Source organism: Pseudooceanicola profundus (assembly GCF_054919315.1).
This window is the reverse complement of sequence record NZ_CM142898.1, coordinates 231,521-250,517: the sequence shown is the minus strand read 5'-3', so window position 1 is coordinate 250,517 and position 18,997 is coordinate 231,521. Positions and strand designations below refer to the sequence as shown.

Here is an 18,997-nt window from a genome sequence, read left to right as displayed (position 1 = left end):
CCCGAAAGGACACCTTCCATGACGAAAATGATGATCGGCGCCGCCCAGATCGGTGGCATCCAGAAGGCAGAGACCCGCGAAGACGTCGTCGCGCGCATGATCGCGCTGATGGACGAGGCGGCGGCCAAGGGCGTCAAGTTCCTGGCCTACCCGGAAATGACCCTGACCACCTTCTTCCCGCGCTTCTACGTCGAGGACCGGGCCGAGTTCGATCACTGGTTCGAGAAGGAAATGCCCAACGCCGCCGTCCAGCCGCTCTTCGACAAGGCGAAGGAATACGGCATGGGCTTCACCTTCGGCTACTGCGAGCTGACGCCGGAAGGCGAGCACTTCAACACCTCGATCATCGTCTCTCCCGAGGGCGAAGTGGTGCTGAAGTACCGCAAGACGCACCTGCCGGGCCACGCCGAGTTCGAGGAAGAGCGCAGCCACCAGCACCTTGAGAAGCGCTACTTCCTGCCCGGCGACACCGGCTTCAACGTGGTGCGCAACCAGGGCGTGATCATGGGCATGGCGATCTGCAACGACCGTCGCTGGCCCGAAAGCTGGCGCGTGCTGGGCCTGCAAGGGGTGCAGCTGGTCTCGATCGGCTACAACACGCCCTCGCAGAACAACCTGTCCGCGGATGAAGGTCTGGCCAAACGGCTCTACCACCACGAGCTGTCGGTCTGCGCCGGCGCCTACCAGAACTCGACCTATGCCATGGCCGTCGCCAAATGCGGCACCGAGGACGGCAACCACATGATCGGCGGCTCGATCATCGTCGACCCCGATGGGTTCGTGATCGCAAAGGCCGAAGGCGAAGGCGACGAACTGCTTGTTGCTGAGGCAGATTTCGACAAATGCGCCTTTGGCAAGTCGACGGTCTTCAACTTCGCCGCGCACCGCCGTACCGAACACTATGGCCGGATCGTTTCGCAAACCGGCGTAGAGGAACCTTCGGAATGACTTTTGACACGGTGATCCACGGCGGGACGATCGTTACCGCCGACGGACAGTTCAAGGGGGATCTCGGGATCAAGGACGGCCGCATCGCGGCCGTTGCCGAGAGCCTCGATGGCGGGGATGAGCGGATCGACGCGGGCGGGCGGCTCGTCATGCCCGGCGGGATCGAGGCCCATGCCCATATCGCGCAGGAAAGCTCCTCCGGCGTCATGACCGCCGATGATTACCTGTCCGGCTCCATCTCGGCGGCCTTCGGCGGCAACTCCTCCTTCATCCCCTTCGCGGCGCAGCAGCGCGGCCAGTCGGTGGATGACGTGATCAAGACCTACGACGCCCGCGGCGCCCGGTCGGTGATCGACTATTCCTACCACCTCATCATCTCGGACCCGACCGAGGCGGTCCTGACGGACGAGCTGCCGCGCGCCTTCGCCCGTGGCATCACCTCGTTCAAGGTCTTCATGACCTACGACCTGATGAACCTTGGCGACGGCGGGATGCTCGACATCCTCGAGGTGGCGCGCCACCACGGCGCCATCACCATGGTCCATGCCGAAAACAACGACATGGTGAAGTGGATGAACAAGCGGCTGGCCGACAAGGGCCTGACCGCGCCGAAGTACCACGCCATCAGCCGTCCGCAGCTGGCCGAGGAAGAGGCGATCAACCGCGCGATCCAGCTGGCCAAGCTGGTCGATGCGCCGCTCTTCATCGTCCACGTCTCGACCGAGGCAGGCGCCGAGATCGTGCGCCGCGAGAAGTTCAACGGTGCCAAGCTCTTTGCAGAGACCTGCCCGCAGTACCTCGCGCTGACCCGCGACGACCTCGACCGCGAGGGCATGGAGGGCGCCAAGTTCATCTGCTCGCCGCCGCTGCGCGGGGCCGACACGCAGGAAATCCTGTGGCACCACATCGCGCAGGGCACGTTTGAAAGCGTCTCCTCCGACCATGCGCCCTACCGCTTCGACGAGACCGGCAAGTTCCTGAACGGTGCCGACGCGCCCTATCCCAAGATCTCGAACGGGATGCCGGGGATCGCCGCACGTCTGCCGTACCTCTTCTCCGAAGGGGTGGTGAAGGGCCGGATCACGCCCGAGCAGTTCGTGGCGCTGTCCTCGACCAACGCGGCCAAGACCTTCGGCTGCACCACCAAGGGCCGCATCGCGCCCGGCATGGATGCCGACATCGCGATCTGGAACCCCGAGGTGACGCGCACCGTCGTTCAGGCCGACCAGCACGACAACATGGACTACACCCCCTTCGAGGGGATGGAGCTGACCGGCGTGCCGGAAGTCGTGATGAACCGCGGCCGCACCATCGTCGCCCATGGCGAGTTGAAGGCCGAGGAAGGGCAGGGCCGGTTCTTCGGGCGCGCGCCCGTCGATCTGCGCGGCAAGCCGGGCTATCAGGCGCCGGAATTCGACCCGGCGCAGAATTTCGGCACGGTCCTGCGATGAGCCGTATCCTCGTCATCAACCCCAACAGCTCCTCCGCGGTGACGCGGGGGATCGCCGAGGCGCTCGCGCCGCTGGGGGATCACTTCGACTGCTGCGACCTGCCGACCTCTCCGGCCACCATCGCGACGGACGAGGACGTGGCGCGCGCCGGTGTCGGACTGGCCGAGATGGTCAAGACGACGCCCGCCGCCGCCTATGTCACGGCCTGTTTCTCGGACCCGGGCCTCGACATGGCGCGTGCGCTGACGGACCGGCCCGTGATCGGCATCCAGGAGGCGGGCATCCTGACCGCCATGGCGCGGGCCGATCTCTTCGGGATCATCGCCCTGGGGCCGAATTCCATCGGCCGTCACCGCCGCAAGATCCGCATGATGGGCGTCGAATCCCGTCTGGCCGGTGAACTGCCGCTCTCCGGTGTTTCTGCCGAAGCCTCGGGTCGGGATGAGATGGTCTATGCCGAGGTGCGCGAGACTGCCGCGCGGCTGCGCGACATGGGGGCGGGTGCGATCGTACTGGGCTGTGCCGGCATGGCCCCGATCCGGGCGCGCCTTGAGCGTGACACGGGCGTCGCCGTCATCGACCCGGTCATGGCGGGGGCCGCCATGGCGCTCGGCGCGGTGCTTGGATGACGCGCGCGGCGGATCTGCCCGAGGTCTCCCTGCGGCTGCTGGAGATCTTCGCGGCCATGATGCGCTGCACCACCACGGTGGAAACCGCCGAGTTCCTCGGCATCTCGCAGCCCGCGGTCTCCGCCGGGCTGCGACAGCTGGAAAACCAGCTTGGCTTCTCGCTCTTCGAGCGGACGGGCCGCAGGCTGACGCCCACGGGCGAGGCCAACGATCTCTTCGAGGAAATCCGCCCGCTCTTCGGCATCCTGCGCTCCTTCTCGACCCGGGCGCGGGACATCCGGTCAGGCCGTGTCGGACGCCTGCGCGTCATGGCGACACCGCCGCTCGGCTATTCGCTGGGGCCGCGGGCGTTGCAGGCCTTCCATGTAGCCCGGCCCGAGGTCACGATCAGCTACGACGTGCGGCGGCTGGAGAACGTGCTGGATGCGATCCAGACCGGGCAGGCGGACATCGGCCTCGTGCTGAACGCCGAGCGGCTGGAGACCGTGAACTCGGAGATCATCCAGCGCAGTCAGATGGTCGTGCTGATGCCGGAAGACGATCCGCTGGCCGAGGGCGCCTTCGTCACCGCCGAGGCGCTGACCGGGCGCCAGATCGTTGGTATCGACCAGGCCTCGCAGCTGGGGCGGCTGGTGGCCAAGGGCTTTGCGCAGGGCGGCGGGCAGTATCGCCCGGGGATCGAGGTGCGCTACTGCCAGACCGCCTCGGCGCTCGTGGCGGATGGCATGGGCGTGACAGTGACGGACCCCTATTCGGCCGAGCCCTACCTCGACCGCGGGCTGGTGTCGCGGCCGTTCATGCCGACGCTGGAGGTGAGCGCCTCCATGCTGACCCGCAAGGGCGTGCCGCATTCGGGACTGCTGCTGAGTTTCATGGAAGAGTTGCGGCGGCAGTTGAACCGGAGCCGGTGAGGGCGCGGGCTGTCCTGGTGCGGTGCTTTCACTACTTCGCAAGGCGTATACTCCGCCGCGGCGGCGAGGGGGGCATCTATCCTGACGACATATTTCGTTAGGACTAACTGACCTTCGCTGATCTTCCTGAGGCTCCAGTAAGCAGTGCTTCGCGGCAAGGTGAAGGTGTCGCCTCTATCGGACACCGTCGCGCTGCCCCCTCTACCGTGTTCCGCCCGGCCTCAGGCCGGGCAGCGCCGACCCGCCCCCCGTCGCCATCGGTGCTCGGACCAATGGCGCACCAATGGCAACCGGCGCTTATGCGCCTCCCCGCGGGTCGGCGCTGCCCTTCGCGTTTCGTCCGCATTGTCTCGGAGGGGGGCAGGGTCGCTGAACTGCCCCCGCTGCCACGGGGTAGCCGCCAGCCATGGGATAGGGCTCGGAATGAAAAACGCCTCGGCCAATAGCCGGGGCGTTTCCACTCGCGCAGCTCAGCCCTTCACGGGCGGCATCACGTCGTCCGGCAGCGGGCAGCGGTAGGGTGTCCGCGCCAGCTTCTGCTCGTGCACCGCCTTTGCGGCCGCCAGCAGCTGCGGCTCGCGGATCAGGTCGCGCGCCGTGGCGGCCATGGCCTTTGCTGCCTGCACCATGCCCTTGTGCGCCAGCGGCGACTTGCCCTGCGCCGTCAGCTGCCAGCTGTGGAAGGCCGTGCCCATGGCGCAGGTCGCCATCCAGCATTGCGCCGTCGGCACCGCCCAGCTGACATCGCCCACGTCGGTCGACCCGGCCCCGCCGCGCCCTGACGGCGTGTCCAGCGGCACCACGAAATCGCACAGTGCCATGTCCGGATCGGTCGGCAGGCCCACGCCGTTCAGGGTCGAGGCGATATCCTCGGCCGAGAGCGTCGCGCGGATCTCCTCGGCGAAGGCGCGGTCCTCGGCGTCGAAATCGGGCGCGCCCAGACGGTCGAGGTTGGCTTGCAGCAGCTCCTCCAGCGGGCGGTTGCCCAGCAGGTTCGACACGCCGGAGAAGACCTTGGCCTCCACCGTGGTACCGGTCATCAGCGCCGCGCCGTCGGCGATCTTGCGGACCCGGTCGAGCAGGTCGAACATCTCGGGCAGCTGCGGGGCGCGCACCAGCTGGCGCACGGTCGCCTTGGCGGGCACCACGTTGGGCGCGATGCCGCCCGCGTCGAGGTAGGCGTAATGCACGCGGCAGCCGTCGGGCATGTGTTCGCGCATGTAGTTGATGCCGACGTTCATCAGCTCCACCGCGTCCAGCGCCGAGCGCCCGAGGTGCGGCGAGGCCGCCGCATGGGCCGCCTTGCCGGTGAAGGTGAAGTCGATCCGAGTGTTCGCCAGCGAGGTGGGCCGGTCCACGCCGATGAAGGGGGCCGGGTGCCAGGTGATTGCAGCGTCCACGTCGTCGAAGAGGCCCGCGCGCACCATGTAGGTCTTGGCCGCGCCGCCTTCTTCCGCCGGGCAGCCGTAGTAGCGCACCCGCGCCTCGATGCCTTCGGCCTCCAGCCACTCCTTGACCGAGGCCGCGGCCATCAGCGCGGCGGAGCCCAGCAGGTTGTGACCGCAGCCGTGGCCCATGCCGTCGCCCGGCAGGGGGGTGTGGCTGGTGGCGCCCGCTTCCTGGCTGAGGCCGGGCAGGGCGTCGAATTCGCCGAGGATCGCGATCACCGGGCCGCTTTCGCCCGCCTCGCCCATCACGGCGGTGGGAATGCCCGCGACGCCCATCGTCACCTTGAAGCCCTCGGCCTCGAGCTGCCGGCGATGCTCCTCGACCGAGCGGTATTCGTCATAGGCGATCTCGGGCATGTCGAAGACGCGGTCGGCAAGGCCGGTATAGGCGGCGCGGCGGCTGTCGACGATGTCCCAGATCGGATCGGTATTCTGCATGTTCGGGTCCCCGTGAACACTGGATGGTCTGGCCTGATGGCCCGCGCCCTCTTTGCCGCAGCGGGCCGGGCAATTCCATGCCTTGTGCACGTAATTCGCCGCAACTGGCGCGGCGTCGCCTGTCCGCTGGGCAGATTGGCGAAGCGGTCCGAGCTGCACGGGGCCCGCGGGCCCCATGGACGCGGAAAGCGCGCCGGCAACGGGGCCGTGCGACCGTCGCCATGCGCAAGGCAGGCGTGTCCGAGTGATCCTGTCGGGGCCGGTCCGGGCCATGTTGCGGGGTTCTTAACCCCTTCGCTCTAGGCAGGAGCCGTCCAGCTGAGGAAACCTGCCATGCCCCGATTCCCTGTCATCGCCGCGCTCTGTGCTCTCGCACTCTGGCTCTTGGTCCCCGCGCCGCTGTCGGCGGCGGAGGGCAGCGCGGCGGAGCTTGCCAAGTACAAGATCAACATCGCCGGGCGGCAGCGGATGCTGTCACAGCGCATCGCCAAGTCGGTGTGCCTGAACCGCATCGGGGCCTCGGCGGAACTGCAGGCGCATCAGGCGCGCACGGCGATCCTCGAGTTTGACAAGGTGCTGGCAGGTCTGCGCCACGGCGATGCGGAGCTCAAGCTCGAGGCCGAGGTAAACCCGGAGATCGCCGCGCAGCTAGACCATGTCGGCACGCTCTGGCTGGCGTATCGCGCCGCGGCGGAGGCGCTGCTGGCCGGCGATGCCGGGCAGGTGGGCGCCTTCGTGCAGGGCGCGGGCGAGGTGCTGGTGGCGATGAACAAGGCCGTGGGCCTCATGGACAAGGCCTATGGCGCGGGGCTGATCCACCCTGACCTGGCCCATGCGATCAACGTTGCGGGGCGCCAGCGGATGCTGAGCCAGAAGGCGCTGAAGGAGTACTGCTTCACCGAGCTGCCCGGCGCCCCGGAGTCGCGCGGTGACCTTGGTCAGACGGTGGCCAGTTTCGACGCGGCCCTGACGGCGCTGATCCAGGGCGATCCGGCGCAGAACATCCTGCTGCCGCCCACCTGGGAGCTGATGGCCCAGCTGGAGGGCGTGGGTTCGATCTGGGCACGGGTGAAGCCCGAACTGGATCGCGTTGCCGCCGGCGGTGTGCCCGAACGGGCGGAGCTGAGCGGATTTCTCTCCGACACGGAGGCGCTGCTCAAGGAGATGAACAGCGCCGTCTGGATGTACGAGTCGATCTGAGCAGCATCCCGTCTGTGCCGCTGTGCCGCTGTGCCGCTGTGCCGCTGTGCGGTTGGCGCCTCGCCACGACCCTGCGATCCGACCGGATCACGCGGTGACCGCGCAAAGATTGGGCGGCGCTTGGGGCTGAGGCTGCGCCGGGGCCCTGGGGCGGCGTTTTCCATCTTCTGAGAGACGGCGTGGGGAAGACACGGGGCGTCACCGTCCCGTGAAGGGGCGGGGAATGGCGCATTCCGGGGCCACGGCCCGTGAAATCAGGTCTTTTCACCTTGCATGAGCGCGGGCCGCCTCATAGAAGAGCGACTGATTTTACCACCGCCCGCGGGCGGTGCGTTGCTTGATAGCCTGAGACAGAAGGACGACAACGATGCAGGTCACCGAGACCCTGAACGAAGGCCTCAAACGGGGGTACCAGATCACCGTGACCGCCGCCGAGCTCGAAGCAAAGGTGCAGGACAAACTGACCGAGGCGCAGCCCGAAATCGAGATGAAGGGCTTCCGCAAGGGCAAGGTGCCGCTGGCCCTGCTGAAAAAGCAGTTCGGCCCGCGCCTCCTCGGCGAAGCGATGCAGGAAGTCATCGACGGTGCCATGTCCGAGCATTTCGAAACCTCCGGCGACCGCCCCGCGCTGCAGCCGGAAGTGAAGATGCAGGACGGTGAGAACTGGAACGAGGGCAACGACGTCGTCGTCGACATGTCCTACGAGAAGCTCCCCGAGATCCCCGAGGTCGAGCTGAAGTCGATCACCCTCGAGAAGATGGTCGTGAAGGCCGACGACGCGGCTGTCGACGAAGCCCTGAAGAACCTCGCGGAGAACGTGAAGGACTTCGAGACCAAGGACGGCGCGGCGGAAGACGGTGACCAGGTGGTCTTCGACTTCCTGGGCAAGGTCGACGGCGAAGCCTTCGAGGGCGGCGCGGCGGAAGACTACCCGCTGGTGCTCGGCTCGGGCCAGTTCATCCCCGGCTTCGAAGAGCAGCTGGTGGGCGTGAAGGCGGGCGAGTCCAAGGACGTGACCGTGACCTTCCCCGAGGAATACCAGGCCGCGCATCTCGCCGGCAAGGAAGCCGTCTTCGAATGCACCATCAAGGACGTGAAAGCGGCCAAGGATGCAGAGATCGACGACGAGCTGGCCAAGAAATACGGCGCCGAGGACCTCGACGCGCTGAAAGGCCAGATCCGTGAGCGTCTGGAAGCCGAATACGCCGGTGCCGCCCGCGCGGTCATGAAGCGTGGCCTGCTGGACGCGCTGGACGAGAAGGTCTCCTTCGAGCTGCCGCCGAGCCTGGTGGAAGCCGAAGCCGGCCAGATCGCGCACCAGCTGTGGCACGAGGAAAACCCCGACGTGCACGACCACAGCCATGACAAGATCGAGCCGACCGACGAGCACAACAAGCTCGCCGAGCGCCGCGTGAAGCTGGGCCTGCTGCTGGCCGAGCTGGGCCAGAAAGCCGAGGTCCAGGTGACCGACGCCGAGATGACCCAGGCGATCATGAACCAGGCGCGTCAGTACCCGGGCCAGGAACGTCAGTTCTTCGAGTTCATCCAGCAGAACGCACAGATGCAGCAGCAGCTGCGCGCGCCGATCTTCGAAGACAAGGTCGTGGACTATGTCTTCGAGCTGGCCGAAGTCTCGGAAAAGGAAGTCAGCAAGGACGACCTGACCAAGGCTGTCGAAGAGCTCGACGAAGAATAATCCCGGATCGGGATGCAGGATTAAGGGCCGCTCTTTTGAGCGGCCCTTTTTCGTTTGTCGGGGCAGGGACGGTGCCTGTTGCCGGGGCGGAGACGTTGCGCGGTGGTCGGAAGAGATGCGATCGCTCCCGTTTGTGCTCTGCTCAAGGTGACGCTCGTCCCCCGAAATGTCCCGCCCGGCCGCGAGGCCGGGCAGCGCCGAACCACCCCCACGGGGCGGCACTCTCGCGCCACCCCTCGGTTCGGCGCTGCCCGGCGCGCAATCCGGAGGGGCTGGTGGGAGCCTACGCGCGCGTGAAGACCGGCTTTACATCTGCGGGGCATCGCGCAGATTTTTCAGCAGGCAGCAGGCAGCAGGCAGCAGGCAGCAGGCAGCAGGCAGCAGGCAGCAGGCAGCAGGCAGCAGGCAGCAGGCAGCAGGCAGCAGGCAGCAGGCAGCAGGCAGCAGGCAGCAGGCAGCAGGCAGCAGGCAGCAGGCAGCAGGCAGCAGGCAGCAGGCAGCAGGGCCGCCTCCATCCCCACAAACGAAAAACGCCGCGCGAAGATCGCGCGGCGTTCTATGTCTTGCGACAGGGGAGGGAAGCTTACGCTTCGTCTTCCCGTGCAGAGCCTTCGTCGTCGTCCGACGCAGCCGAGCCGATGTCGTCGAAGAGTTCCGAGATCTCGTACTCTGCGGCGGCTTCTTCTTCGGCAGCCAGTTCCTGGATCGACTTGCCCGACGCCTGCAGTTCGGCCTCTTCGGGCGAACGTGCGACGTTCAGGGTGATGACCGCTTCGACTTCGGGGTGCAGGGTCACGTTGACCGGGTGCAGACCGAGGTCCTTGATCGGCATCGGGATGATGACCTGCTTGCGGTCGACCGAGAAGCCGGCCTCGGTGGCGACCATGGCCGCGTCACGGGGCGTGACGGAGCCGTAGAGGTTGCCGCCGTCCGATGCGGAGCGAATCACCACGAAGACCTGGCCGTCGAGCTTCTCGCCCAGGGCTTCGGCTTCTTTCTTGGTTTCCAGGTTGCGGGCTTCGAGCTGCGCTTTCTGGGCTTCGAAGGAGGCGATGTTCTCTTTCGAGGCGGTCAGCGCCTTGCCTTGCAGCAGCAGGTAGTTGCGGGCGTAGCCGGGCTTGACGGAGACGACGTCGCCCATCTGGCCGAGCTTGGCCACGCGTTCGAGAAGAATAACGTCCATTGTGCGTTCTCCTTACTTCACGGCGTAGGGCAGCAGGGCGAGGAAGCGGGCGCGCTTGATGGCGCGGGCCAGTTCACGCTGCTTCTTCGCCGAAACGGCGGTGATGCGGGACGGGACGATCTTGCCGCGCTCGGAAACGTAGCGCTGCAGGAGACGGGTGTCCTTGTAGTCGATCTTGGGTGCGTTGTCGCCCGAGAAGGGGCAGACCTTGCGGCGGCGGAAAAACGGTTTTGCGGCCATGATTTAGTGTCCTTTCCTCAAGCTGCGATCAACGACGCTCGCGACGGCGGTCGTCGCGGTCTTCGCGCTTCTGCATCTGGACCGAGGGGCCCTCTGCGTGCTCGTCGACCTTGATGGTCAGGACGCGCATCACGTCGTCATGCAGACGCATCAGGCGTTCCATTTCCTGCACGGCGGTCGCGGGGGCGTCCGAGCGCAGGAAGGCGTAGTGGCCCTTGCGGTTCTTGTTGATCTTGTAGGCCATCGTCTTGACGCCCCAGTACTCGTGATCCACGAGTTTCCCGCCGTTGTCGGACAGGACGGCGCCAAAGTGCTCGATCAGGCCTTCGGCTTGCGCGTTGGAAAGATCCTGGCGCGAGATGAATACATGCTCGTACAGCGGCATGTGCACTCCATTTCTATCAAGGCGCGTTTCATAGGCGGGTCTGATGTCTTCCACGACCCTGCCACGAGAGTCCGCGCGGTTCAGCTAGACATGCGGAAGACCCGCGGTCCTTACGCCGGAATGGCCGCCCGCGCAACCCTTTCGGCGCAAGCCCTGGGGCGGCGCCGGACCGGGGCAGTCTTGCCACAACCGGGGCGGGAATACGGCAGGCTGCCCGCGTGTTTCCAATTTCGCAACCTATTGTTGCCGGCTTGCGGCGCGAGGGTGGAGGGGCGAGAGATAACAGGAGTTCGCCCCATGGCCTACATGCCCCGTGACCGCCACGAGGACCTGCCGGTTCCCGGTTTCCTTGTCCGTTGCATCAGCTTTCTGTTCGGCGGCGCGATGATCGTGGCGGGCTTCGGCCTTGCCATTGCCTGCCTTGCGGGCGCCGCGCCGGGCGGCTCTCTCCTGCTGGGCGGGCTGCTCATCGGCCTGTTTCTGCTGGGCGGGGTCACGCTGATCGAATGGGGCGCGCCGCGCGACTGAGCGGTCGGGCGCGCGCCACTGTTCACAGGTTCACAGATCCTGTGGGTTTCTGTGGAATTGAGAACGTGCCGCGCTGCGGCGATGTCTAGTCCCGAAGGCACTGCCATTCCGGCAGCCGCCATGACCGATACGAGGACAGACATGACCACGATCCTTCAGAAGACCGGCCTTGCCCTTGGCCTCATCACCGGCCTTGCCGTGGCCGCGCCCGCCGTTGCAGAGCCCGTCGACTACGCCTTCGACGCAAGCCACAGCCAGCTGATCTTCCACTACAACCACTTCGGCTACTCGACCACCTGGGGCATGTACTCGGGCTTCGACGGCAGCATCGTCTACGACGCCGAGGCGCCGGCCGACTCCTCCGTGGAAGTGTCCTTCCCCGTCGACAGCATGATCACCGGCTGGGACGAGCGTCTGGCCCACTTCATGTCGCCCGATTTCTTCGGCGGCGAAGACAAGGACAAGACCGTCACCTTCAAGTCGACCTCGATCGAAGTGACCGGCGACAACACCGCGCTGATCACCGGCGACCTGACCCTGAACGGCATCACCAAGCCGGTCGTGCTGGACACCACCCTGACCAACGACCAGCCGAACCCGATGACCAACGCGCCCGCGCTCGGCTTCTTCGCCACCACCACGCTGCTGCGGTCCGACTTCGGTGTCGACCTCTACGCGCCGATGGTCAGCGACGAAGTGCAGGTCGAAATCTCGCTCGAAGCGGCTGCCGCTGCCGAGTGATCCTGTCTCCCTCGGGACAGAGAAGGCCGCCGGGCAACCGGCGGCCTTTTTCGTGTCTTGCAGGGGGGGCGTCCTCCGCCGGACGAGGGAGCCGCGATCCGGGTCGGCTCGCCGGGGCTGGCCATGCGCGGGGGGCTGAAAGGGGGCTTTGGCGGGGGGCTCTGGCCTGACATGCGCGGGCCCGGTCGGGTCAGGTCAGGTCGCAGGCAGGGGGTCCATCGTCCGCCAGCCTGACGGTGGCCTGCCGTGGGCCTGCCGCCGGACCCCAGGCCGGACCGCAATCCGCCGCGGTCCGGTCCCTGATCGTACCGCCGGTCGATGCGCATCCCTGGCAGCCCGCAGTGGAGCAGCGGGCCGACCCCGCCGTGACCGCCGATGAGCCCATCACCCTCTAACGGCTCCGCAGGGCCTGCCACGGCAACTGCGGGGAGGCGCGCCTGCACGGCGGCAGGCTGGCTGCGGCCCGCGCCGCGGTCAACCGGATGGCGCAGACGAAAACGCCCCCGCCGGTGGGGCGGGGGCGTTTCGCATCAGGTCGGAACGAAGATCAGCGCGTGGCAGTGAGGTCGAGGGATACCTCCACATCCTCGGCCACGGTGGAGCCGGGCACGGCCGCGCCGATGCCGAAGTCCTTGCGGTGCAGCGTGAAGCTGGCGGCCATGGTGGCCTGATCGCCCTCGATGCTGAGGTCGAAGGGGAAGTCGACCGGCTGTTCGATACCCTTGAGGGTCAGGGTGCCGCGCGCCTCGTGGCCCTCGGCGGTGGTGAAGAGCGTGCCTTCGTAGACCGCTTCAGGATGGGCCTCGGCATCGAAGTAATCGGCGGCAAGCGCCTGCGGCGTGACCGAGCCGAGGGTCAGCGAGGGGATCGGGATCGCGACGCGGACATGGCCGCTTTCGCCCTCGCTCACCGTGTCATCGAAGGTGATGTCGGCGGTGAAATTGCCGAAGGTGCCGCCGACGCTCTGGCCGAACTGCACGACGGTCAGGCCGATGGAGCCCTCCTGCACCTGCCAGTTGCCTGCACCTGCCTGCGGGGCAGAGGCTGTCTCCGCGCCCTCGGGCACGCCACGGGCGGCGAAGCTGCCATTGGCTGCACCGATGCCGAAGGCCACGACGAGGATCGCGAGGGCGGCAAGCGCGGGCGCTGCATGGCCCGGCTGGCGGGCCGAGGCCTGGGCGGCCACGCGGCGGCGCGGCAGCATCCGGCGCAGGGTGTCGTCGCGGTCGATGATGTGGTGCTTCAGCGCACCGGCGACATGGGCCGCGATGGTGCCCAGAAGGACCCATTGCAGAAGTTCATGCGCCGCGCCGAAGAGATGGGCGAGGCTCTCGCTCTGCGGCACGAAGGGCAGCGCCTGACCGAAGGGCCAGAGGATCGGCGCGAAGCCCGAGGTGGCCGAATGGTGCAGCCAGCCCGCCAGAGGGGTCAGCAGCATCGTGGCATAGAGCAGCCAGTGGGCGGTGGACGCGGCGAGGGCCTCGGCCTTGCGGTCGCCGTGCAGCAGGCCGGGGTGGGGCTGGATCACGGCCCAGACGAGCCGCAGCGCGGCGGTCAGGAAGGCCAGCACGCCGAGGGTCTTGTGCAGCGAGAAGATCGTGGCGGCGCGCTCCAGCAGGGCGGCCTGTTCGGCACCGCTGGCCTGTGCAATCTGGTGCGAGGTGTTCGCGCCGAGGAACCCCAGCGGGAAGGCGCTCAGGATCAGCAGGGCGGTCAGCCAGTGAAAGGTCTTGGTGACGCCGCCGTAGCGGTCGGTCGTATTGGCGAGGGGCATCGTCGGGGTGCTCCGGGCAAGGATAAGGCCGCCCCAAGATATGCTGCCCTGCAGAAAGAGAAATCGCTGCACCCGCACGGTACCTGTGCGGGAATGCGCGAAGAGTTGCAACGTGGGGAGGGGCAGGGTATGCCCCCGCAAAACCAGAAATGGAGGGGCTCATGAGCCGTGCATTCGTGTTTCCGGGGCAAGGCGCCCAGACCATCGGAATGGGCAAGGCGCTTGCCGATGCCTACCCGGCCGCCAGGGCTGTCTTCGACGAAGTGGACGAGGCGCTCGGCGAGAGCCTGTCGTCCCTGATCTGGGAGGGCGAGGCCGAGACCCTGACCCTGACCCAGAACGCGCAGCCCGCGCTGATGGCGACCTCGCTGGCAGCGATGCGCGCGCTGGAGGCCGAGGGCGTGACGATCACCGATGCCGCCTTCGTCGCGGGCCATTCGCTGGGTGAATACTCCGCGCTTGCCGCCGCCGGGGCCCTGTCGATCGCCGATGCCGCGCGCCTGCTGCGCACCCGCGGCCGCGCCATGCAGGAGGCCGTGCCGGTGGGCGTGGGCGCCATGGCGGCGCTGCTGGGGCTCGACTTCGCCACCGCGCAGGCGGTGGCCGAGGAGGCCGCACAGGGCGAGGTCTGCCAGGCGGCGAACGACAATGATCCGGGGCAGGTCGTGGTTTCGGGCCACAAGGCGGCCGTGGAGCGCGCGGTGGAGATCGCCAAGGGCAAGGGCGCGAAACGCGCCGTGATGCTGCCGGTCTCCGCGCCCTTCCACTGCGCGCTGATGGCGCCTGCCGCCGAGGTGATGGCCGAGGCCCTCGCCGGTGTCACGCTGAACGCGCCGGCCGTGCCGGTGGTGGCCAACGTGCGCGCCGCTGCCGAGACCGATCCGGCCGAGATCCGCGCGCTGCTGGTGGAGCAGGTGACCGGCTCGGTCCGCTGGCGCGAGAGCGTGGCCTACATGGCCGGCGAAGGCGTGAGCGAGATCTGGGAAATCGGCGCGGGCAAGGCGCTGTCGGGCATGGTGCGGCGGATCGCCAAGGAGATCTCCTGCACCGCCGTCGGCACGCCCGAAGACGTGGCCAAGGCCGTCGAGGCGCTGAGGGGCTGACCGCGGCCTTTGGTCCGCGTGGGAGCGCCGGGGGCTTTGCGCCCCCGGACCCCCGCAGGATATTTGAGAACAGTGGATGATCGGGAGACCGGTCGGGAAATGGGCCGGAGCGTGCTTCGGTTTTGAGATCGGGGGGCGTGCCCCCTGGAACGAGCAGAGGGGCCGCGGGCCCTTCGACCGGGAGACATGAGATGTTTGATCTGACGGGTAAGGCGGCGCTGATCACGGGCGCTTCGGGCGGGATCGGCGGGGCGATTGCCAAGGCGCTGCACGGGGCGGGGGCCACGGTGGGCCTGTCCGGCACCCGCGAGGCGCCGCTGCAGGAGTTGGCGGCGGAACTGGGTGAGCGCGCCCATGTGCTGCCCTGCAACCTTGGTGACGTGGAGGCGGTGGAGGCGCTGCCGAATGCCGCCATCGCGGCCATGGGCTCGCTCGATATCCTCGTGAACAACGCGGGCATCACGCGCGACCAGATCTTCATGCGCATGAGCGACGAGGACTGGCAGAGCGTGCTGGATGTGAACCTGACCTCGGCCATGCGGCTGTGCCGGGGCGTGATGCGCCCGATGATGAAGTCCCGCTGGGGCCGGATCATCAACATCTCCTCCATCGTGGGGGCCACCGGCAACCCCGGGCAGGTGAACTATGCCGCCGCCAAGGCGGGCATGGTGGGCATGACCAAGTCGATCGCCTACGAGGTCGCGTCGCGCGGGATCACGGCCAACGCCGTGGCGCCGGGCTTCATCGCCACCGCGATGACCGACAAGCTGAACGACGAGCAGAAGGCCAAGATCGACGGCCAGATCCCCGCGGGCCGCATGGGCCAGCCCGAGGAGATCGCCGCGGCGGTGCTGTATCTTGCCAGCCCCGAGGCGGGCTATGTCACGGGCACGACGCTGCACGTGAACGGCGGCATGGCGATGCTCTGATCCCGTGTCGGCGGGGCGGGAATCGCCCCGCCGCAGGCCGCCGGGCGACCGGGACAGCAGGCATCCGGACGGATGCGCCGGGGGCGTTCCAGGGGGCGCCCCCGGCTTTTTGGGCGGGGTGAAAGCGGATTTGGCGCAGGTTTTCTTTTCCGCCGCTTTTCAGCCGCTTGCGCCCATGCTCAAAGGGGGGCAGGCTTGCCGCCGGGGCGGTGGCCCCCATGTTTCGAAAGCGTTTGCCTCTCTTCACGCATGTGCTATAGGCGGCGCAGATTTTGCCGGGGGCGACCTGTTGCGCCGGCCGGTGTCCTGCATCCTGCAGGGTCGGAATCGCCCGCAAGGGCAGAAAATCGCGGCCCCCCAGGGGGCGAGGGCAAGAAACGGGCCTCCGGGCTCAACACACGTGAGGAAATGAAAATGAGCGATGTCGCAGACCGCGTGAAGAAGATCGTCGTCGAGCATCTGGGCGTTGAAGAGGACAAGGTGACCGAGAACGCTTCGTTCATCGACGACCTCGGCGCAGACAGCCTCGACACCGTCGAGCTGGTCATGGCCTTCGAAGAAGAGTTCGGGATCGAGATCCCCGACGATGCTGCCGAGACGATCCAGACCTTCGGCGACGCCGTGAAATTCATCAGCGAAGCTGTCTGATCGAGAGATTTCGCGCACCTTCCGGTGCCGAGCGGCCCTTGCCCCACCCGGGCGAGGGCCGTTTGCTATTGGGAGGGGCGGTTTCCAAGCGGGACCGGCGCGGCGACGGGGCCGTGGTGACACGGCCGGGTCGGGCGCTGAACCGGCAAGACTGAGCTGCGGAGACGGGCGGAGGACCGCCTTCTGACCTCCGCGTGATCTGGACGGGCGGCGGCCGCTCTTGCCCCTATGGGGGCAGGCGGGGTAAGAGCGTCGCGACAAGAAGCGAAGGGGCAAACACATGCGTCGTGTGGTTGTAACGGGTCTGGGGCTGGTGACGCCGCTGGCCTGCGGGGTCGAGGAAAGCTGGGCACGCCTGCTGGCCGGTCAATCGGGGGCGGGAACCATCACCCGTTTCGATGCCAGCCATCTGGCGACGGACTATGCCTGCGAAGTGCCGCATGGTGACGGCACCGATGGCACGTTCAATGCCGATGACTGGATGGAGCCGAAGGAGCGCCGCAAGGTCGACGACTTCATCCTGTACGGCATGGCGGCCGCCGACCAGGCGGTCAAGGACAGCGGCTGGATGCCCGAGGACGAGGAGGCGCGCTGCCGCACCGGCGTTCTGATCGGCTCCGGCATCGGCGGCCTGAACTCCATCGCCGAGACCGCCGTCCTGATCAAGGAACGCGGCCCCCGGCGGGTGTCGCCCTTCTTCATCCCCGGCGCGCTGATCAACCTGACCTCCGGGCAGGTCTCGATCCGCTACGGCTTCAAGGGCCCGAACCACTCTGTCGTGACCGCCTGTTCGACCGGCGCGCATGCCATCGGCGACGCGGCCCGTCTGATCCAGTGGGGCGATGCCGACGTGATGATCGCGGGCGGGGCCGAGGCCTCGATCAGCGAGATCGGGATCGCGGGCTTCAATGCCTGCAAGGCGCTCTCCACCAAGCGCAAGGATGATCCCAAGGCGGCCAGCCGGCCCTATGACGCGGACCGCGATGGTTTCGTCATGGGCGAGGGCGCGGGCATCGTGGTGCTGGAGGAATACGAGCACGCGGTGGCACGGGGCGCCAAGATCTACGGCGAATACCTTGGCTACGGGATGTCGGGCGATGCCTATCACATCACCGCGCCCGCCGAGGATGGCGACGGGGCCTTCCGCTCGATGACCGCTGCGCTGAAACGCGCGGGCATCACCCCGGACCAGGTGGATTACATCAACGCCCATGGCACCTCGACCATGGCGGACGTGATCGAACTGGCCGCGGTGGAGCGTCTGCTGGGCGAGGCCGCCAAGACCGCGACCATGTCCTCGACCAAGTCCGCCACCGGCCACCTGCTGGGCGCGGCGGGCGCGATCGAGGCGATCTTCTCGATCCTCGCGATGCGGGATCAGGTCGCGCCGCCGACGATCAACCTCGACAACCCGGCCGTGGAAACGCCGCTGGACCTCGCGCCGAACGTCAAGCGCGAGCGGGAAATCAACATCGTCCTGTCCAACAGCTTCGGCTTTGGCGGGACCAACGCGAGCCTCGTGTTCGGGAAAGTCCGCTGATGTGGAAGGCTGTCGCCTCCAATGCCCTGACCCTGCTGATCGTGGCGAGCTTCCTTCTGGGGGGCATCGTCCTGTGGGGCAAATCGCAATATTCTGACGCCGGTCCGCTGGCGGAGGCAATCTGCGTCCGGGTGCCCTCGGGCGGCAACATGTCCACGCTGTCCCGTGACCTGGAAGAGCGCGGCGCCGTGTCGAGCGGCGCCATCTTCCGGATCGGGGCGGATTACTCCGACAAGACGGACGAGTTGAAGGCCGGGAGCTTCCTCGTGCCGGCCGCGGCGTCGATGGAGTCCATCGTCGACATCGTGACCCGGGGCGGGGCCAACACCTGCGGCAGCGAGATCGTCTATCGGATCGGTGTGACCCGTTCGACCGTGGAACTGCGCGAGCTGGACCCGGCGACGGCGACCTATGTCGAACGCGCCGAGTTCGTGCCCGGCACGGATGAGCAACCCGCCGAGATCGCGACCGCCATGCAGGACACCGGCATGCGCTACCGCGTTCTTGTGGCCGAGGGCGTGACGTCGTGGCAGGTGGTGGAGTCACTGAAACGCTTCTCGCCGATGACGGGCGAGGTGTCGGCGGTGCCTGCGGAAGGGACGCTTGCGCCCTTCAGCTACGAGATCCGCAAGGGCGACGACCGGTTCGACCTGCTGGTCCGGATGCAGGAGCGTCAGCAGACGATCCTTGCCGCCGCATGGGAGAGCCGCGCCGACGATCTGCCCTTCGACACGCCTGAAGAGGCGCTGGTGCTGGCGTCGATCATCGAGAAGGAAACCGGCGTTCCGGACGAGCGCGGCACAGTGGCCAGCGTCTTCGTCAACCGCCTGCGCGAGGGCATGCGCCTGCAGACGGACCCGACCGTGATCTATGGCATCACCATGGGCGAGGGTGTTCTGGGCCGGGGCATCCGGCAGAGCGAACTGCGTGCGGAGACGCCCTACAACACCTACGTGATCACTGGCCTGCCGCCGACGCCCATCGCCAACCCCGGTGCCGCCAGCATCGAGGCGGCGGTGAACCCGCCCGAGACCGACTTCCGCTTCTTCGTGGCGGATGGGTCAGGTGGCCATGCCTTCTCGCGGACGCTGGAAGAGCATAACGCCAATGTCGCCAAGTGGCGGCAGATCGAGGCAGACCGCGCGACGCAGCCGAGCGGAAACTAACAAGGTCTTGCCGGAGGGTGCGTTAACCCTCTGGCAAGA

18 protein-coding genes are annotated in these 18,997 nt (G+C 67.4%); 13 read left to right on the top strand and 5 right to left on the bottom strand.

Annotation, left to right across the window (positions count from 1 at the left end; translation table 11 throughout):
- Positions 1 to 18 precede the first annotated feature (18 nt).
- Genes ACX9MO_RS01160 through ACX9MO_RS01145 form a run of 4 tightly spaced genes read left to right on the top strand, consistent with a single transcriptional unit; the run spans position 19 to position 3,939 of the window.
- Positions 19 to 948 (top strand): N-carbamoyl-D-amino-acid hydrolase, encoded by a 930-nt coding sequence (locus ACX9MO_RS01160; RefSeq protein WP_222494755.1) that lies wholly within the window; start codon positions 19 to 21, stop codon positions 946 to 948.
- Positions 945 to 2,399 carry a dihydropyrimidinase gene (gene hydA / locus ACX9MO_RS01155; protein ID WP_222494754.1) on the top strand — a complete coding sequence of 485 codons (1,455 nt, stop codon included), beginning with the start codon at positions 945 to 947 and terminating at the stop codon, positions 2,397 to 2,399. The genes ACX9MO_RS01160 and hydA overlap by 4 nt, the downstream gene beginning before the upstream one ends.
- The gene (locus tag ACX9MO_RS01150) at positions 2,396 to 3,028 is read left to right on the top strand and encodes an aspartate/glutamate racemase family protein (protein ID WP_462213244.1); all 633 of its coding nucleotides are present in this window, start codon (positions 2,396 to 2,398) and stop codon (positions 3,026 to 3,028) included. The genes hydA and ACX9MO_RS01150 overlap by 4 nt, the downstream gene beginning before the upstream one ends.
- Positions 3,025 to 3,939, top strand: coding sequence for a LysR family transcriptional regulator (locus tag ACX9MO_RS01145; protein WP_462213243.1), 915 nt, complete (start codon positions 3,025 to 3,027; stop codon positions 3,937 to 3,939). Before ACX9MO_RS01150 ends, ACX9MO_RS01145 begins: the two co-directional genes overlap by 4 nt.
- Positions 3,940 to 4,409: 470 nt before the next feature.
- On the opposite strand, the gene ACX9MO_RS01140 is transcribed toward ACX9MO_RS01145, so the two are convergent.
- Positions 4,410 to 5,825, bottom strand: a complete 1,416-nt coding sequence (locus tag ACX9MO_RS01140) for a M20 family metallopeptidase (RefSeq protein WP_222494750.1) — start codon at positions 5,823 to 5,825, stop codon at positions 4,410 to 4,412.
- Positions 5,826 to 6,158: 333 nt separating this feature from the next.
- On the opposite strand from ACX9MO_RS01140, the gene ACX9MO_RS01135 reads away from it, so the two are divergent.
- Complete coding sequence (locus tag ACX9MO_RS01135; RefSeq protein ID WP_462213242.1) at positions 6,159 to 7,025, top strand: type IV pili methyl-accepting chemotaxis transducer N-terminal domain-containing protein; 867 nt, start codon at positions 6,159 to 6,161, stop codon at positions 7,023 to 7,025.
- 367 nt (positions 7,026 to 7,392) lie between these two features.
- A complete protein-coding gene (gene tig, locus ACX9MO_RS01130; RefSeq protein WP_462213241.1) occupies positions 7,393 to 8,721 on the top strand; it encodes a trigger factor in 1,329 nt (442 codons plus the stop codon).
- A gap of 583 nt (positions 8,722 to 9,304) precedes the next feature.
- On the opposite strand, the gene rplI is transcribed toward tig, so the two are convergent.
- From rplI to rpsF, 3 genes are read right to left on the bottom strand one after another with little or no spacing between them, the layout of a single operon-like run.
- Entirely contained in the window at positions 9,305 to 9,904 is a 600-nt protein-coding gene (gene rplI / locus ACX9MO_RS01125) for a 50S ribosomal protein L9 (RefSeq protein WP_462213240.1), read from the bottom strand.
- Between the two features lie 12 nt (positions 9,905 to 9,916).
- Complete coding sequence (gene rpsR, locus ACX9MO_RS01120) at positions 9,917 to 10,144, bottom strand: 30S ribosomal protein S18 (RefSeq protein WP_058310770.1); 228 nt, start codon at positions 10,142 to 10,144, stop codon at positions 9,917 to 9,919.
- 28 nt (positions 10,145 to 10,172) lie between these two features.
- Positions 10,173 to 10,529, bottom strand: a complete 357-nt coding sequence (gene rpsF / locus ACX9MO_RS01115) for a 30S ribosomal protein S6 (protein WP_222490600.1) — start codon at positions 10,527 to 10,529, stop codon at positions 10,173 to 10,175.
- Positions 10,530 to 10,826: 297 nt separating this feature from the next.
- On the opposite strand from rpsF, the gene ACX9MO_RS01110 reads away from it, so the two are divergent.
- Both ACX9MO_RS01110 and ACX9MO_RS01105 read left to right on the top strand, forming a co-directional pair.
- Entirely contained in the window at positions 10,827 to 11,057 is a 231-nt protein-coding gene (locus ACX9MO_RS01110) for a hypothetical protein (protein ID WP_222490491.1), read from the top strand.
- A 141-nt stretch (positions 11,058 to 11,198) separates the two neighbouring features.
- Complete coding sequence (locus ACX9MO_RS01105; protein ID WP_462213239.1) at positions 11,199 to 11,798, top strand: YceI family protein; 600 nt, start codon at positions 11,199 to 11,201, stop codon at positions 11,796 to 11,798.
- 547 nt (positions 11,799 to 12,345) lie between these two features.
- On the opposite strand, the gene ACX9MO_RS01100 is transcribed toward ACX9MO_RS01105, so the two are convergent.
- Positions 12,346 to 13,572 (bottom strand): cytochrome b/b6 domain-containing protein, encoded by a 1,227-nt coding sequence (locus tag ACX9MO_RS01100; protein WP_462213238.1) that lies wholly within the window; start codon positions 13,570 to 13,572, stop codon positions 12,346 to 12,348.
- 161 nt (positions 13,573 to 13,733) lie between these two features.
- On the opposite strand from ACX9MO_RS01100, the gene fabD reads away from it, so the two are divergent.
- From fabD to mltG, 5 genes are all read left to right on the top strand, one after another.
- A complete protein-coding gene (fabD, locus tag ACX9MO_RS01095; RefSeq protein ID WP_462213237.1) occupies positions 13,734 to 14,675 on the top strand; it encodes an ACP S-malonyltransferase in 942 nt (313 codons plus the stop codon).
- Between the two features lie 191 nt (positions 14,676 to 14,866).
- Complete coding sequence (gene fabG, locus ACX9MO_RS01090; protein ID WP_462213236.1) at positions 14,867 to 15,604, top strand: 3-oxoacyl-[acyl-carrier-protein] reductase; 738 nt, start codon at positions 14,867 to 14,869, stop codon at positions 15,602 to 15,604.
- Positions 15,605 to 16,018: 414 nt separating this feature from the next.
- The gene (locus ACX9MO_RS01085) at positions 16,019 to 16,252 is read left to right on the top strand and encodes an acyl carrier protein (RefSeq protein ID WP_222490486.1); all 234 of its coding nucleotides are present in this window, start codon (positions 16,019 to 16,021) and stop codon (positions 16,250 to 16,252) included.
- Positions 16,253 to 16,532: 280 nt separating this feature from the next.
- Positions 16,533 to 17,792, top strand: a complete 1,260-nt coding sequence (gene fabF / locus ACX9MO_RS01080) for a beta-ketoacyl-ACP synthase II (protein WP_222490485.1) — start codon at positions 16,533 to 16,535, stop codon at positions 17,790 to 17,792.
- Entirely contained in the window at positions 17,792 to 18,958 is a 1,167-nt protein-coding gene (mltG, locus tag ACX9MO_RS01075; RefSeq protein WP_222490484.1) for an endolytic transglycosylase MltG, read from the top strand. The genes fabF and mltG overlap by 1 nt, the downstream gene beginning before the upstream one ends.
- The last annotated feature ends 39 nt before the right edge of the window (positions 18,959 to 18,997 follow it).

Excerpts from the sequence above, each read along its gene's own strand:
- ACX9MO_RS01160 (WP_222494755.1), top strand. The coding sequence starts at position 19 with ATGACGAAAATGATGATCGGCGCCGCCCAGATCGGTGGCATCCAGAAG.
- hydA (WP_222494754.1), top strand. The coding sequence starts at position 945 with ATGACTTTTGACACGGTGATCCACGGCGGGACGATCGTTACCGCCGAC.
- ACX9MO_RS01150 (WP_462213244.1), top strand. The coding sequence starts at position 2,396 with ATGAGCCGTATCCTCGTCATCAACCCCAACAGCTCCTCCGCGGTGACG.
- ACX9MO_RS01145 (WP_462213243.1), top strand. The coding sequence starts at position 3,025 with ATGACGCGCGCGGCGGATCTGCCCGAGGTCTCCCTGCGGCTGCTGGAG.
- ACX9MO_RS01140 (WP_222494750.1), bottom strand. The coding sequence starts at position 5,825 with ATGCAGAATACCGATCCGATCTGGGACATCGTCGACAGCCGCCGCGCC.
- ACX9MO_RS01135 (WP_462213242.1), top strand. The coding sequence starts at position 6,159 with ATGCCCCGATTCCCTGTCATCGCCGCGCTCTGTGCTCTCGCACTCTGG.
- tig (WP_462213241.1), top strand. The coding sequence starts at position 7,393 with ATGCAGGTCACCGAGACCCTGAACGAAGGCCTCAAACGGGGGTACCAG.
- rplI (WP_462213240.1), bottom strand. The coding sequence starts at position 9,904 with ATGGACGTTATTCTTCTCGAACGCGTGGCCAAGCTCGGCCAGATGGGC.
- rpsR (WP_058310770.1), bottom strand. The coding sequence starts at position 10,144 with ATGGCCGCAAAACCGTTTTTCCGCCGCCGCAAGGTCTGCCCCTTCTCG.
- rpsF (WP_222490600.1), bottom strand. The coding sequence starts at position 10,529 with ATGCCGCTGTACGAGCATGTATTCATCTCGCGCCAGGATCTTTCCAAC.
- ACX9MO_RS01110 (WP_222490491.1), top strand. The coding sequence starts at position 10,827 with ATGGCCTACATGCCCCGTGACCGCCACGAGGACCTGCCGGTTCCCGGT.
- ACX9MO_RS01105 (WP_462213239.1), top strand. The coding sequence starts at position 11,199 with ATGACCACGATCCTTCAGAAGACCGGCCTTGCCCTTGGCCTCATCACC.
- ACX9MO_RS01100 (WP_462213238.1), bottom strand. The coding sequence starts at position 13,572 with ATGCCCCTCGCCAATACGACCGACCGCTACGGCGGCGTCACCAAGACC.
- fabD (WP_462213237.1), top strand. The coding sequence starts at position 13,734 with ATGAGCCGTGCATTCGTGTTTCCGGGGCAAGGCGCCCAGACCATCGGA.
- fabG (WP_462213236.1), top strand. The coding sequence starts at position 14,867 with ATGTTTGATCTGACGGGTAAGGCGGCGCTGATCACGGGCGCTTCGGGC.
- ACX9MO_RS01085 (WP_222490486.1), top strand. The coding sequence starts at position 16,019 with ATGAGCGATGTCGCAGACCGCGTGAAGAAGATCGTCGTCGAGCATCTG.
- fabF (WP_222490485.1), top strand. The coding sequence starts at position 16,533 with ATGCGTCGTGTGGTTGTAACGGGTCTGGGGCTGGTGACGCCGCTGGCC.
- mltG (WP_222490484.1), top strand. The coding sequence starts at position 17,792 with ATGTGGAAGGCTGTCGCCTCCAATGCCCTGACCCTGCTGATCGTGGCG.